Genomic DNA, 14,439 nt, shown 5'->3' with positions numbered 1-14,439 from the left:
GCTCCTCACTGCGGGCTGAAATAGAGATCCTTGGTGGCAATCGTCCCTTTCAAATTCTGGCTGGGCAGCCCTCGCAGCGCGGGATCGACCAGTCTCATCTGATTGTAATGATACACGGGGAGGATCGGCGCCTCCTCAAGCAGCAACTGTTCGGCATGCCGGTAGAGTTCAACCCGGCTCGCGCTGTCCAGCATATTGGCCGCCTGCTCCAGCAGCAGATCAAAGTCGGGATTGCAGTAGCCGCTCTCGTTGCGCAGATCCTGACAACGGAAGCTGCCCAGCATGGCTGATGGCTCCACATAATCGCCAAACAGGAAGCTTCTGGCCACCTGGAAATCACCGCTATCCTTGGCCACCTGATAGGCACCCCACTCCAGACTGTTGAGGGTGACCTGCACCCCCAGCTTCTGCCACATGGCGGCAATGGCCATCGCCATCTGCTTGTGGGTTTCTGCGCTGTTGTAGGTAATGCTCAGCTTGAGTGGATTCGCACTGTTATACCCGGCCGCTGACAGCAGCGCTGCCGCTTTGGCCTGGCGGGTTGGCATATCTTCAAGCGCCACAGGCAATATCACCCGGGGGTAACCCGGCATCTCCGGCAACAGCGACCATGCTGCCTGCTCATCCTGCCCGCTCACCGATCCAATGAGCTGCTGTCGATCAACCGCCATGGAGAGCGCCTGACGCACCCGCACATCCTGCAGTTCGGGGCGCTTCAGATTGAACGCATAGAGATAGGTGCCAAACAGCGGCACGCCCCAGAGCCGCTCCGGAGACTCGCGCTTCATCTTCTGGTAATAGCCGAGGGAGACCTTGTTGGTAAGCTGGATTTCACCAGCCTCATAGCGCAGCCGTTCGGCATGTTGCGAGGTGATCGGCAGGTAGGTGACCCGTCCGATACGGGTGTGAAGGTCATCCCAGTAGTGAATATTGCGCTCGGCTTCGATCCGCTCGTTTGGCGTCCAGCTTGCCAGCCGGTAAGCACCATTGCTCACCAGCTTGCCGGGCTCGGTCCACTGTTTGCCGAATTTGGCAATCGCCTTCTGATTGACCGGCACAAAGGGGCGCTGACTGATGAGCTGCAGGAAATAGGGAGCCGGCCGCTCCAGGGTGATTTTCAGGATCTGATCGCTTTGCGCTTCAATGCCCAGATTGCCGAGCTCCAGCGCGCCGGCATAGATGGATTGCGCATTGTTGATCCCCGTGGCCAGCAGCAATCCGGCAGAGGGAGAGTTGATGGCCGGATCGAGCAGACGGCGCCAGGCATAGACAAAATCAGCGGCCACCAGCGGCTCGCCATTGGACCACTTCAGTTGGGGGCGCAGGAAGAATCGCCACTCCAGCCCATCTTCACTCACCTCCCAGCGCTGGGCCTGAGCGGGGACGATATGCCCCTGCTCATCTTCGCTGACCAGCCCTTCAAACAGATCGACCAGTACCGCCTCACCCGGAAAACCGGAGCGCACCAGCGCAGGATCCAGCGACTCCGGCTCGGCACCGTTGCCCTTGACCAGGGTTTGCCGATCGGCAAGCAAAGGCTGCTGCTCAACGGTGGTGGCATGGGCCAGGGGCCCTGCCAGCACGGCAAGCAATAGCGGGGAGAGCCAGCGTTGCGCCAGCTTGGGGAAGAAACCATACCTCATGACAAAACCTCGAATAAAACCACTGCAGGAGGGGAAGGCCGACGGCGCGCCTGATGAATGCCTGATACCGCTCTTGTTATCCCCGAAAACGCCCCGTATTGTATCGGGCTTGCCCGGGAGATGGAGTCTTTCGGGTTAATTTTTTCAGGAGTTTTTATGGGTTATGAGTGGCTGGCCCTCGCGTCGGCCAGTTTATGGGCAATTGCAGCGCTAATTTCGGTCAAACCGGCCCGTCATCTCGGCGCATTTGCCTACAGCCGCTGGCGCATGTTTCTGGTCAGCCTGATGCTCGGCACCATGAGTCTGCTCACCGGTGGCTGGCAAACCCTCACCGCAAGCGCCCTGCCCCTGCTCGCCATCTCGGGGCTGGTCGGCATCTTCGTGGGCGATACGGCGCTGTTTGCCTGCATGAACCGGCTGGGGCCAAGACGCAGTGCCCTGCTCTTCTCCTGCCATGCGCTGTTTTCCGCCCTGCTTGGGCTGTGGCTCTTTAATGAACAGCTGACAGGCTGGCGACTGCTGGGGGCCATGCTGGTCTTTGCTGGCGTGATGCTGGCGATCCTGTTTGGCAGACGCAGTAGCAGCAACGAGTGGGAGCAGATCCGTGGCAATCTGGCGCTGGGGATTGGCCTTGGCCTGACGGCGGCACTGTGTCAGAGCGTGGGGGCCATCATCGCCAAGCCGGTGATGATGAGTGGTGAGGTGGATGCGGTGAGTGCATCGGGTATCCGAATGGGCAGTGCCCTGCTGGCCCACTGCGTCCTGCGGCTGGGGCGCTTGCCGCTGGCCATGCCGCTCAAACCGGTCAATCGCCAGATCCTCGCCATGATTGCCACCAACGGTTTTCTGGCGATGGGGCTGGGGATGACGCTGATCCTGATGGCGCTGCGGCAGGGCGAGGTGGGCATGGTGGCCATTCTCTCCTCTACCACACCGGTACTGCTGCTGCCGCTGTTGTGGTGGCACTCGGGGGAGCGGCCATCCATTGCCGCCTGGGCGGGGGCACTGATTGCCACCCTGGGCACCGCGCTGGTGCTGGGTTTCAGCACTCACTGACACCCGGCCCCCCCTGATCAGAACAGGGCAATCTCCTCAGCGGTCAGCTCTCGGTATTCACCGGGTGCCAGATCTTCATCCAGCGTCAAACCGCCCACCCGCTCGCGATGCAAGCCAACGACCTTGTTGCCGATGGAGGCAAACATCCGCTTGACCTGATGGTACTTGCCTTCGTGGATGGTCAGGCGGGCCTCGCACTCGCCGAGAATTTCCAGCTGGGCAGGACGGGTTTTATCGGTCTCGTTACGCAGGTAGACCCCTTCGGCGAACAGCTCGATTGCATCCGGGCTCACCGGATCGGCCAGCCAGACGTGATAGGTCTTGGCACACTCGTGGCGCGGCGAGGTGATGCGGTGGGACCATTGACCGTCATCGGTCACCAGCACCAGACCCGTGGTATCGAGGTCGAGGCGACCCACTACGTGCAGCTTGCCCATCGCCGGTTCATCCATCAGGAAGAAGACGGTCGGGTGATCCGGATCCTCGTTGGAGCAGACGTAACCTTCCGGCTTGTGCAGCATGAAATAGCGGTTGCGCTGCTCCAGCGTCAGCAGCACGCCGTCAAACTCGATCTGGCTCTGCTCATTGATATGAAAGGCGGGCTGCTTGACCACAATGCCATCCACCATGACCTCACCCTGACGGATCAGTTTGCCTGCCAGCGAGCGGGTCAAATCGGAACAATCGCACAGAAATTTATCAAGCCGCATTCACAACCTCGGAGTCCAACAAGTAAAGGGGCGTCATTATATCGGGCGGGGGCGACAACGCCACTGTTAAGGGGTTGCCAATTATGACGAACTGGTCATCCGATGTTACACTTCTCCGGTGTGACCCATCCGAACGATACTCATAATAATAAGAGTCAGGAAGCCCTCATGAAGTCTCAAGCATCCTATCCCGTCATTCCCGTCAACCAGCTGAAACCCGGCATGTATGTCATTGCTATCGCCAGCCAGACAGGTGGGATGGAGATCGCCCAGATGGGCTTGGTGACCAGCGTGGCGCAAATTGCCAATCTGGTGCGTCAGGGGGTGCTCACGGTACGCATCGATCTGGCCCGCAGCAAGCTGGGCAGTGCCGAGAGTGACGCCGTTACCTCCCCCGATCTCAATGCCAACAGCGCCCAGGTAGGGCGCCGGGCCAGTGCCAACGGCGAAGGACGGGAGCTTAAAATCCGCCGCCTCTATCAGGAAGCGCGCGAGCTGCAAGGCAAGTTCATTCGCCACCTCAAAGCGGGTGAGCCCATCGACATCACTCCGCTGGCCGAAGTCGCCGAAGAGATGGTGGACACCATGTTCACCCACGGCGATGCCATGCTCTGTCTGGCCCGTATTCGCGCCAAGGATGCCTACCTGATGGAGCACTCCATGAACGTGGCCATTCTGCTGGCCAACTTCGGCCGCTATCTTGGGCTTGAGCGCAGCGTACTCAAGGAGCTGACCCTGGGTGGCCTGCTGCACGACGTGGGCAAGATCATGACCCCGGACGAGGTGCTCCACAAACCGGGCAAGCTGACCGATGAGGAGTTCGCCATCATGCGTCAGCATGTGGTGCACAGTTACGAGATCCTCAGCAATACCCCGGGCATCACCCCCACCATGCTGGAAGTGGCAGCCAACCACCACGAGCGGCTCGATGGCTCCGGCTACCCGCAGCGACTCAAGGGGGAGCAGCTCTCTCTCTATACCCGGATGAGCGGCATCGTCGATGTCTACGATGCCATCACTGCAGATCGGGTCTACAAAGCAGGTATGCAGCCGACCCAGGCCTTCCGCATTCTACTCAAGGGGATCAATCAGCACTTTGATGCCGAACTGGTTACCAAGTTCATCAAGTGCATGGGAGTCTATCCGGTGGGCACTCTGGTACAGCTCTCAAACCAGCGCCTGGCTATCGTGATGCAGCGCAACGAGCAGCAGCCGCTCAAGCCAGTGGTCAAGGTGATCTATCACGCCACCCAGCGTCACTACCTCGACGTACAGTGGCTGGATCTGGCCAAGTCAGGGGTGCAGGAGAGCATCGAAAACACGGTCGACCCCAAAGAGTTTGGCATCAACCTCGCCAACTTCTTCTAAATCTCTCACCTCAGATATTCATGATTGGCGCTGGCTGTCGAGCCAGTGCTGGATCAGAAACTCCTCATCCAGCGGCGAGAGATCAAAACGCAGGCTGGCCTCTTCAATGGCAGAGATATCGTGCTGGTGGTGCTCACTGAGCCAAAGCACCGCACGACGCAAATCTTCACCATGGGGGAGTAGCAGATGGTCGCTCATGGGATACCTCCGGTAGACTGCAGGGCGGCCCGCGAACGTGGCCACCTCTTTCCAGTCTAGTCGGTCAATCCCCATCACCCGCGCTTCTTCACCCTCCCCCCTCAATCACGGCAATCAGCTTGCCACCGGGATCAGCGACCGAAAGCGCGCAGCCAATCCTGATCGAACTTCACCAGCGCCGCATCCACCGCAGGCACGTTCAGCAGCTGCTCCGCCACATCGAGCGGCAAGGTGATGGACTGGCAACCGGCCAGCAGGCAGTCAAGGGCCTGACGGGGAGTGCGGAATGACGCCGCCAGCACCTTGCTGTTCGGCGCGTGCAGCGCAAGCAGCTGTTGCAGCTCCTGCACGGTGGCGATGCCATCGCCCCCCTGAGCATCCAGCCGGTTAACGTAGGGCGCGACATATTCCGCCCCCGCCACCGCCGCCAGCCAGCCCTGCAGCGGGGTATAGACAGCTGTGCCCAGGGTCGGCACGCCGTTGGCGGTCAGGCTCTTGATGGCAGCCAGCCCCTCTGCGCATACCGGGATCTTGATCACCAGATCTGGGTCCAGCTCACGCAGGGCGAACGCCTCACGCACCATCTCGGTTTCGGTTTTGGCCATCACCTGGGCAAACAGGCGCGCCTTGGGGCCCAGCACGTCGCGCAGGGCGGGCAGCAGCTCACAGAGCGGCAATCCCCCGGCGGCGGTAATGGAAGGATTGGTGGTGACACCGGCCAACGGCAGGATCCGTGACCAGCGACGCACTGCCGCCACATCGGCGGTATCGAGATACAGCTCCATCTCTAACTCCTTAACGGGATGTTCAATATGTCGCCATTCTAGCGATAAAACATCTGCAAATAGCTTGATCGAAATCAAATCAACTTTCGAATGAAAGCAAATAGAATGCAAATACAAAAGGAGGCGGTATGATTTTCGACCTGCAACGATATTCAACTCACGATGGCCCCGGCATTCGCACCCTGGTATTTCTCAAGGGGTGCTCGCTGGCCTGTCGCTGGTGTCAAAACCCGGAAAGCCGCTCTCCCAAGCCGGACATACTACTCGACCGGCGCCAGTGCATCGAGGGATGCCAGCTCTGCTGCCAGGCCTGTCCGGCAATCTTGCGTGACAGCGAGGGCATCCAGCTCAGTCGTTCTGCCCTCAAGGCCGACGATATGGAACGGCTACGCGGCCTCTGCCCCAGCGAAGCGCTGCAGGTGTGCGGCCGCGATGAAACCCTGGACACCCTGATGGACACCATCTTGCGGGATCGCCCCTTCTTCGAGCGCAGCGGCGGTGGCGTCACCCTCTCCGGCGGCGAGCCGTTTATGCAGCCCGACTTTACCGCTGCCCTGCTGGCCCGTTGCAAGGCCAAAGGGCTGCACACCGCGGTCGAGAGCTGCCTCCATGTGCCCTGGCACCAGATTGAGCCAAGCCTCCCCTCACTGGATCTGGTGCTGGTGGATCTCAAACACGTGGATAAAGAACGATTCTTCCACTGGACCCGCGGCAAGGTGGAGTTGCCCATCGCGAACCTCAAACGCCTCGCCGAGCACGGCGTGCCGATGCAGATCCGGGTGCCACTCATTCCCGGCTTCAATGCCGACCACGCATCGATAGAAGCCATCACCGACACCGCTGCCAGCCTCGGCACCGTGCAGGAGATCCATTTCCTCCCCTATCACACTCTGGGGATGGGCAAATATGCCCTGCTGGATCTGCCCTATCAGGCGCCGGAGACACCGCTCGACGACCCCGATTTACTCAGCTTTGCCCACGCATACGCCCAACGTCAGGGGCTGACCCCTGTGACCAGAGGATAAGATCATGACCCAGCTCGACCTCAATACCCTCAGCCCGCGGATCCGCGCCCACAAAGAGAGCCTGATCCACATCGTTCAGCCACCGGTCTGCACCGAGCGTGCCCGCCACTACACCGAGGCCTATCAGGCTCATCTCGCCCGGCCGCTGCCGGTGCGCCGCGCTCTGGCGTTGGCCCATCACCTCAAGGAGCGCACCATCTGGATCAAGCACGACGAGCTGATCGTCGGCAATCAGGCCAGTCAGGTACGGGCGGCGCCACTGTTTCCTGAGTACACGGTGAACTGGATTGAGAAGGAGATCGACGAGCTGGCAGACAGACCCGGCGCCGGTTTTGCAGTCAGCGAAACCGACAAGGCGATCATCCACGCCCTCACCCCCTTCTGGCGCGGCCAGACGGTGCAGGATCGCTGCTTCGGCCTCTTTACCGACGAGCAGAAAGCGCTGCTGGAGAGCGGCATCATCAAGGCCGAGGGAAACATGACCTCGGGGGATGCCCACCTCGCGGTCAACTATGAGCAGCTGCTCACGCTGGGTCTCGATGGCTTCAAGGCCAAGGTGGCCGAGCGGCGCAGTCGGCTGGATTTGGCGGATTGGGCCGATCTGCAGCGCGAGCAGTTCCTGCACGCCGTCGCCATCACTCTGGATGCGGTCAGCGCTCATATCTCGCGCTACGCCGCACTTGCCCATGATATGGCAGCACAAGAATCTCGCCCCGAGCGCCGAAACGAGCTTGAGACCATAGCGCTCAACTGCGCCCATATCACCCACCAGTCCCCCGAGACCTTCTGGCAGGCGCTGCAGCTCTGCTACTTTATCCAGCTCATCCTGCAGATCGAATCCAACGGTCACTCGGTGTCGTTTGGCCGGATGGATCAGTACCTCTACCCCTGGTATCGCCGCGAGGTGGAGCTGTCGGAATCCCTGTCACGCCCCCGCGCCATCGAACTGCTGCAAGGGTGCTGGCTCAAGTTGCTGGAGGTGAACAAGATCCGCTCCGGAACCCACTCCAAAGCCTCCGCCGGCAGCCCGCTCTATCAGAACGTCACCATCGGCGGCCAGAACTGGCGGGATGGCACTGCCCATGACGCGGTCAATGGCCTCTCCTACGTGATTCTGGAGTCCTGCGGCCAGTTGCGTTCAACTCAGCCCAACCTCTCGGTGCGCTACCATGCCGGGATGAGCGAGGATTTTCTCGACGCCTGCATTCAGGTGATCCGCTGCGGCTTCGGCATGCCCGCCTTCAACAACGACGAAGTGGTGATCCCCGAGTTCATCAAGCTCGGGGTTAGTGTGGAAGATGCCCACCACTACGCCGCCATCGGTTGCATCGAGACTGCTGTGCCCGGCAAGTGGGGCTACCGCTGCACCGGCATGAGCTTTATCAACTTCGCCCGCATCCTGCTGGCGGCGCTGGATGGCGGCCGCGATGCCACCACCGACAAGGTATTCCTGCCCCAGCCTCAGTCGCTGCGAGACGGGAGCTTTGGCAACTTTGACGAGGTGATGGCCCGCTGGGATGAGCAGGTGCGCTACTTCACCCGCAAATCCATCGAGATCGACTGCGTGGTCGACAGCGTGCTGGAGGCTCAAGCCCACGACATCCTCTGCAGCACCCTCGTGGATGACTGCATCGAGCGTGGCAAGACCATCAAGGAGGGAGGCGCCGTCTATGACTGGGTCTCCGGTCTGCAGGTGGGAATTGCCAACCTCGGCAACAGTCTGGCGGCCCTGAAGAAGCTGGTGTTCGAGCAGGGGATTGTGGATCAGCAAGAGCTGGCCGAAGCACTCGAGCAAGACTTTACCGGGCTGGCAGGGGAGCAATTGCGCCAGCGCCTCACCAACGCAGCCCCCAAATACGGCAACGATCTGGACGAGGTTGACCTGCTGCTGGTGCGGGCCTACCAGAGCTACATCGACGAGCTCAAAGGTCTGCACAACACCCGCTTCGGCCGTGGCCCCATCGGCGGTACCTACTATGCGGGCACCTCCTCCATCTCCGCCAACGTGCCCTTCGGTGCCGCCACCATGGCCACCCCGGATGGTCGCCATGCCCGCACCCCGCTGGCGGAAGGGGCCAGCCCCTCGTCGGGTTCGGATCGTCTCGGCCCGACGGCGGTGTTCAACTCCATCGGCAAGCTGCCCACGGCGGCCATCCTCGGCGGCGTACTGCTCAACCAGAAGCTGAGTCCGGCGAGCCTTGAGAACGAGCGGGACAAAGCCAAGCTGATGAGCCTGCTGCGCACCTTCTTCGAAGTGCACAAGGGGTGGCATGTGCAGTACAACATCGTCTCGCGGGAGACCCTGCTGGCAGCCAAGGCCCATCCCGATCAGTACCGGGATCTGGTGGTACGGGTGGCGGGCTATTCAGCCTTCTTCACCGCCTTATCCCCGGATGCGCAAGATGATATCATCGCCCGCACCGAGCACAGTCTCTGACGGGGCGCACCCATGGCGCCTGTGACATCATATGATTGGCAAGCCACCCTCGGGTGGCTTGCCGCTATCCACCACCTTGCATGCGAGCCCACCATGAATCCACGCCACCAACTGATCCTCACTCTGGTCCATCAAGCTCGCAAGATGAGCGTGAGTGAACTCTCCCGACACACAGGTGTGTCTGAGGTGACGGTGCGCAACGACCTCACAGCGCTGGAGAAGCAGGGGCTGCTCAGACGGGTACACGGCTCGGCCATGGCGCTGGAGACCGATGACCCGGATGCCCGGATGAACATCAATTACCTGCTCAAGGAGCGCCTCGCCGAGCGGGCCGCCCAGCTGGTGGAAGATGGCGAGACGGTCTTTATCGAGGGGGGCAGCGCCAACGCCATGCTGGCGCGCCATCTGGCCCTGCACAAACGGGTCACCATCATCACCATCAGCAGCTATATCGCCCATCTGCTCAAAGACACCCCGGCTCAGGTGGTGCTGCTCGGCGGGCTGTTCCAACATCAGAGCGAGAGCGTGGTGGGGCCGCTCACGCGCCTCTGCATCGAGCAGGTGCACTTCTCCAAGGCCTTTATCGGGGTCGACGGTTTTCATCCCGAGATGGGTTTCACTGGCCGCGACATGATGCGGGCCGATGTGGTCAACAGTGTGCTGGCCAAGGGGATGACCAATGTGGTGATCACCGACAGCAGCAAATTTGGCGCCATCCACCCGAGCCAGCTTGGCGCGCCGGGCCAGATCAACGTGCTGGTTACCGACGATGCCCTGCCCGCCCCCATGCGGACTGCCATCGCGGCCAAGGGGATCACCCTGCACTGCGTCGCGGCCTAGGCCGCCCGCTAATTCACGCTATTTCATTGACCTGACAGGATAAAATTTTCATGATGAGCCAGTCCCCATCGGGACTGACATCATCAGAGCGTGATCTGCAGGAAGCAGACTTCAGGAGAGCAAGGACATGCCATCGACCATCACCGCCGGGGAGCGCCGACTCCCCCCTATCATTCGCGCCACCGCCATCACCCTGACCCTGTGCTGGAGCCCGTTTGACTGGAGTGCCACGCTGCCCGCTGACTTGAAGTGGGAGAGCAACAACCAGGATCCTCTCTATGCCGATCCGGCCGCCAAGCGCGGCGGCACCTTTCGCACCTTTATGACCAGCTTCCCCCTGACCCTGCGCAAATATGGCCCCGACTCCAACGGGGGCTTTGCCGGTTACGTGCGGGAAACCAACCTGCCACTGCTGAGCACTCATCCCGTTACCGGCAACCCCATGCCGATGCTGGCAAATGAGTGGGCCTTCGGCGCCGACAACAAGACCCTCTATTTTCGCATCAATCCCAAGGCGCGCTGGTCAGACGGCCAGCCGGTCACCGCCGATGACTGGCTCTTTACCCTCAAGATGATGCGCAGCAAAGAGATCAACGACCCCTGGTACAACAACTACTACAGCACCCAGATAGCCGATATCACCAAGTTTGATGATCACACCCTGGCCATCACCAGCGGCACCGAAAAGAGCCGCCAGGATCTGCTCGAGTCACTGCCCATCAGCCCGGAGCCGAGCCACGCCATCAAGCTCACCGCCAACTGGGTCAAGGAGTACAACTGGAAGGTGTTGCCAGTCACCGGCCCCTATCAGATCGATCAGGTGAAAAAGGGTAAATCGGTCACCTTCAAGCGGATTGAAAACTGGTGGGGGGATGACGAGCGCTACTTCCAGCATCGCTTCAATCCTGCGCGGATCGAGATCAAGGTGCTCAGGGATCTGAACATCGCCTGGCAGCACTTCCTGCGCGGCGATCTCGACACCTTCCCGCTGGTGATGCCCAACTGGTGGCACGACAAGACCAAAACTGCAGAGTTCGAGAAGGGTTATATCGCGCGTACCTGGTTCTACAACCAGACCCCGCAATCGCCAATGGGGCTCTATCTCAACACCGCCGATCCGCTGCTGAATAATCTCGATGTGCGGCTCGGGATCCAGCATGCCCTCAACCTCGACAAGATGCTCACCACCCTGCTGCGGGGGGATTACCAGCGACTCAACAGTTATGGCTCAGGTCAGGGTGAGTTTACCAACAGCGAGATCAAGGCCCGTCCGTTCGCTCCCAAACTGGCACGGGAATACTTTGCCAAAGCCGGTTTCAACAAAGTGGGGCCGCAGGGAATTTTGCAAAACGACAAGGGGCAGTCACTGACCCTCGCTATCACCTACACCACGGCGGAGCACGCCCAGCGGCTCACGCTGTTGCGGGAAGAGGCCAAGAAGGCGGGGCTTAATCTGGAGCTCAACCTGATGGATGCATCGGCCGGTTTCAAATCGATGCTGGAGAAAAAGCACCAGAGCGCCTGGATGGCCTGGGCGGGCAGCCGCTATCCCGCCTATTGGGAGTTCTTCCACAAGGTCAACGCCAACAAGCCCCAGACCAACAACATCATGAACATCGATGACGATGCCATCACGGCTCTGGTGGAGCAGTATGACAAGGAGTTCGACTTTGCCAAAAAGGCGGCCCTGTCACGGCAGATCCAGCAGCGGCTCTATGAGCTGGCAAGCTTCGTCCCCGCCTATCAGGTGCCCTACACCCGGGAAGGCGCCTGGCGCTGGATAAAACTGCCAAAAGTACCTGCAACACCCAAGAGCGAGCAGCTTTACTGGCCTCTTGGGGGCGACAACAGCGGTTACAGCTATGGCGGTCTGCTATGGATTGATGAAGAGCTAAAATCCGAGACCAGGGCAGCCATCAAGAGTGGCAAGACTTTCCCGGCCGAGCCTATCATCGACACCACTTATCGCCAGCCCTGATTGCATCAGCCCATCGGCAAAAGTCCTTAAAACAAAAGACCCCGCCAGATAGCGGGGTCTTTGTTGGCAACCGGTGTTGCGAATAGCTCGGTGATCAGCCGCGTTTGGCCTGCTTCTCGGCAATGGCGTCAGCCACGTCAGCCGGCTCCAGTACGATGCCTTCCTGATCCGGGGTCGGGAACACGGCAACACACAGCTCGTCCTGCTCCATACCGTCAACCCAGCGCTCCAGCCACACCTTGAGGGTGATGGACTGCGGCTTGCAATCGGCCCACTCACCTTCGGCCCACGCCTTGGCGTACTCCGGGTGCGGCCATACCGGGATGCAATCTTCATCGTCGGTGGTCAGCATCATGACGCCATGCTCGTCAGTCAGGACGAACAGCTCTTCATGCTCGACCAGCTTGCTGATGAAGTGATCGTAACGGTAATCAGCGTTCAGTTGCAGCGCGGCATTGCGCTCGGTGTCGCTCAGTTCATAGCTCATTGGCCAAGTCTCTCTCTCGATAAAGGGCGCCATGTTCACATCTTGTCGTCAGCTTGTCCAGCTTGCAGCCCCTTGGCACCGGATGGGGAAGGCAATGACGCCAATAAGGATAGAGCAGCCTCCTCGATAGCGAGACCGCCAGCCATCATATTGCCCCTTTTACAGCGCAGGGGTGACCAGCTCTACATCAGGCTGCTCGCTCAGCTTTTGCCGCAGCCAGTAGGCGGACTCCACTTCGACAAAGCAGAGCAGATCCCGGCCATTGGCCGCCATCGCCATCAGCTGCTCAAAACGCTGCTGTTGCTGTTGCTCCCAGGCGGCAGCAAGTTTAGCACCGTGGGCTTCATCCACCACTTCGCGACGCAGCTCGAACAGGTTATCGGTGATCGGGCTGTTGATCTTGGCGGCGCAGTGCCAGTACATCAGCAGGTTATCCATCATCTCGCTGTCGTAGTTGGCCAGCGCATCCAGCTCGGGTGTATCACCGCTGTCGCTGGCGGCAAAATCACACCAGCCCGCATCGAGTGACGCCAGCTCATGAGCCCCATTGGCATGCTTGCGTAACAGTGCAATGTCGGCCCCCTTGCGTGCAGGTAACCACACCTCGCCCTGATAGGCATCCAACAGGGAGGTCAACGAAGCAGCGGGGTAAACCGGAAAGCGGGTACAAAGTGAATGCAGCAGGGATACCAGAGTGATCTTGACCATGAGCGATACCTTGAACAGGGCGAACAGCCACCAATAGACCGTCCGATATAAAGAAGTGCCCTATCCTACCACGTTTGGTCCGGCTCGGCCCTTGGCGAAGCTGTCAGCCAACCATCTGATTACGCCGAAAAAAACAGCATTTGAAACACAGCATCCAGCCAAAGATCAATAATTTGAGCCAGCGCCCACTAAAGTGGATCCGGGGATGCTAGTTTGCATACATCTTTAGCGTAAGGAGTAAATCCATGATTGGGATCGACCAGGTTTCTAACGAATTCGTGAACGATTTGAAAATACTGGCATGCTTTGATCCGGCCAACATGAGCCTGGGGATTAAATTACGCAGCGATATGTCTGAAGAGTTGTGCCAAGCGGCAGCCCGTCTGCATCAACAGGGGCTCATCAGCGCAGAAGATGGCGGCTATCTCACCCCGTTTGGCATGACCATGGTTGAACACCTGCAACATCTGCTGGTCGCACTCAAACCGCTTTGACCGGCTGTGGTGCCCAGAGGGAAAAGTTGAGTAGCTCCCAGCGCTTCCCTTGGTGAAGATGACAGGCAAACAGCAAAGGACCTTCGGGTCCTTTTACTTTGCCATCCACCAGCCACTCCCCCTCCCTTTCAGGCATCAGTCGCGCATTTACCTCATCGGGTTGCAGCGCAGCGCCTATTCGAACCTGGACAAATTGCTGGCAGATCACCTGCGCTTCCATCGCGGATTGAACCGGTACCGGCGCATCGGACGTCGGAGTCAAGGTGGCAGCAAGCAGGAGCGATAGCAACATGATTCAGCACATGGGAGTCAGTAGCAGAAGCCATATAAACAAAAAGCCGTGGCACCATAGGTACCACGGCTTTCTTAAATTCTGTAAGAATTACAGAGCGGTTACGTTCTCAGCCTGCGGGCCTTTCTGACCTTGGGTCACAGAGAACTGTACGCGCTGACCTTCAGCCAGGGTACGGAAACCGTTACCTTGAATGGCGCTGAAGTGAACGAAAACGTCCGGGCCGTTTTCTTGCTGGATGAAGCCAAAACCTTTGGTTTCGTTGAAAAACTTAACGGTACCGGTGATCATGTTAGACATATCTTTTAAACCTGTATTCAAAATAATTACTTATGCTTTTCAGCGGGTAAAGCTCAAAAAACGGGATTAACTTATGAACAACAGGACAAGATGTGAAACATCGTATTCATTGACATAA

15 protein-coding genes are annotated in these 14,439 nt (G+C 59.4%); 7 read left to right on the top strand and 8 right to left on the bottom strand.

From position 1 onward, the window contains the following. Window positions 1-5: 5 nt before the first annotated feature. A complete protein-coding gene (locus ACTG2J_RS07680) occupies window positions 6-1,643 on the bottom strand; it encodes a peptide ABC transporter substrate-binding protein (protein ID WP_439988813.1) in 1,638 nt (545 codons plus the stop codon). Window positions 1,644-1,799: 156 nt separating this feature from the next. Here ACTG2J_RS07680 and ACTG2J_RS07675 point away from each other — a divergent pair, with 156 nt between their 5' ends. Next, window positions 1,800-2,699, top strand: a complete 900-nt coding sequence (locus ACTG2J_RS07675) for a DMT family transporter (RefSeq protein ID WP_108542279.1) — start codon at window positions 1,800-1,802, stop codon at window positions 2,697-2,699. A gap of 17 nt (window positions 2,700-2,716) precedes the next feature. Here the strand turns inward: ACTG2J_RS07675 and rsuA are convergent, their stop codons facing one another. Beyond that, window positions 2,717-3,409 carry a 16S rRNA pseudouridine(516) synthase RsuA gene (gene rsuA / locus ACTG2J_RS07670; protein ID WP_108542280.1) on the bottom strand — a complete coding sequence of 231 codons (693 nt, stop codon included), beginning with the start codon at window positions 3,407-3,409 and terminating at the stop codon, window positions 2,717-2,719. A gap of 168 nt (window positions 3,410-3,577) precedes the next feature. Between rsuA and ACTG2J_RS07665 the strand changes: the two genes are divergently transcribed. Further along, window positions 3,578-4,777 (top strand): HD-GYP domain-containing protein, encoded by a 1,200-nt coding sequence (locus ACTG2J_RS07665; RefSeq protein ID WP_005350638.1) that lies wholly within the window; start codon window positions 3,578-3,580, stop codon window positions 4,775-4,777. Window positions 4,778-4,795: 18 nt separating this feature from the next. Here the strand turns inward: ACTG2J_RS07665 and ACTG2J_RS07660 are convergent, their stop codons facing one another. Next, the gene (locus ACTG2J_RS07660; protein ID WP_042057439.1) at window positions 4,796-4,975 is read right to left on the bottom strand and encodes a hypothetical protein; all 180 of its coding nucleotides are present in this window, start codon (window positions 4,973-4,975) and stop codon (window positions 4,796-4,798) included. A gap of 131 nt (window positions 4,976-5,106) precedes the next feature. Beyond that, window positions 5,107-5,760, bottom strand: a complete 654-nt coding sequence (gene fsa, locus ACTG2J_RS07655) for a fructose-6-phosphate aldolase (protein WP_245147836.1) — start codon at window positions 5,758-5,760, stop codon at window positions 5,107-5,109. Window positions 5,761-5,888: 128 nt separating this feature from the next. On the opposite strand from fsa, the gene ACTG2J_RS07650 reads away from it, so the two are divergent. The 4 genes from ACTG2J_RS07650 (at window position 5,889) to ACTG2J_RS07635 (ending at window position 12,040) form a co-directional block, all read left to right on the top strand. After that, window positions 5,889-6,785, top strand: coding sequence for a glycyl-radical enzyme activating protein (locus tag ACTG2J_RS07650; protein ID WP_113738734.1), 897 nt, complete (start codon window positions 5,889-5,891; stop codon window positions 6,783-6,785). A 4-nt stretch (window positions 6,786-6,789) separates the two neighbouring features. Next, the gene (locus tag ACTG2J_RS07645; RefSeq protein ID WP_113738735.1) at window positions 6,790-9,222 is read left to right on the top strand and encodes a formate C-acetyltransferase/glycerol dehydratase family glycyl radical enzyme; all 2,433 of its coding nucleotides are present in this window, start codon (window positions 6,790-6,792) and stop codon (window positions 9,220-9,222) included. 93 nt (window positions 9,223-9,315) lie between these two features. Then, window positions 9,316-10,062: a DeoR/GlpR family DNA-binding transcription regulator gene (locus ACTG2J_RS07640; protein ID WP_113738736.1), complete on the top strand. Its 747-nt coding sequence runs from the start codon at window positions 9,316-9,318 to the stop codon at window positions 10,060-10,062. Between the two features lie 127 nt (window positions 10,063-10,189). Then, window positions 10,190-12,040: an extracellular solute-binding protein gene (locus ACTG2J_RS07635; protein WP_439988814.1), complete on the top strand. Its 1,851-nt coding sequence runs from the start codon at window positions 10,190-10,192 to the stop codon at window positions 12,038-12,040. A gap of 94 nt (window positions 12,041-12,134) precedes the next feature. Here the strand turns inward: ACTG2J_RS07635 and ACTG2J_RS07630 are convergent, their stop codons facing one another. Continuing rightward, window positions 12,135-12,527, bottom strand: coding sequence for a DUF2750 domain-containing protein (locus tag ACTG2J_RS07630; protein WP_005334204.1), 393 nt, complete (start codon window positions 12,525-12,527; stop codon window positions 12,135-12,137). Window positions 12,528-12,686: 159 nt separating this feature from the next. Then, entirely contained in the window at window positions 12,687-13,235 is a 549-nt protein-coding gene (locus ACTG2J_RS07625) for a hypothetical protein (RefSeq protein WP_439988815.1), read from the bottom strand. Window positions 13,236-13,480: 245 nt separating this feature from the next. Between ACTG2J_RS07625 and ACTG2J_RS07620 the strand changes: the two genes are divergently transcribed. Then, the gene (locus tag ACTG2J_RS07620) at window positions 13,481-13,729 is read left to right on the top strand and encodes a TIGR02647 family protein (protein ID WP_005334209.1); all 249 of its coding nucleotides are present in this window, start codon (window positions 13,481-13,483) and stop codon (window positions 13,727-13,729) included. Here the strand turns inward: ACTG2J_RS07620 and ACTG2J_RS07615 are convergent. Then, the gene (locus ACTG2J_RS07615) at window positions 13,716-14,021 is read right to left on the bottom strand and encodes a hypothetical protein (RefSeq protein ID WP_439988817.1); all 306 of its coding nucleotides are present in this window, start codon (window positions 14,019-14,021) and stop codon (window positions 13,716-13,718) included. The genes ACTG2J_RS07620 and ACTG2J_RS07615 overlap by 14 nt on opposite strands. 90 nt (window positions 14,022-14,111) lie before the next feature. After that, the gene (locus tag ACTG2J_RS07610; RefSeq protein WP_005302803.1) at window positions 14,112-14,321 is read right to left on the bottom strand and encodes a cold-shock protein; all 210 of its coding nucleotides are present in this window, start codon (window positions 14,319-14,321) and stop codon (window positions 14,112-14,114) included. Window positions 14,322-14,439 lie beyond the last annotated feature (118 nt).

The organism is Aeromonas sp. 6P, from assembly GCF_051919525.1.
GTDB classification, from domain to species: domain Bacteria; phylum Pseudomonadota; class Gammaproteobacteria; order Enterobacterales; family Aeromonadaceae; genus Aeromonas; species Aeromonas veronii.
The sequence above is the reverse complement of the archived record's forward strand: the minus strand, read 5'-3'. Positions and strand labels throughout refer to the sequence as shown.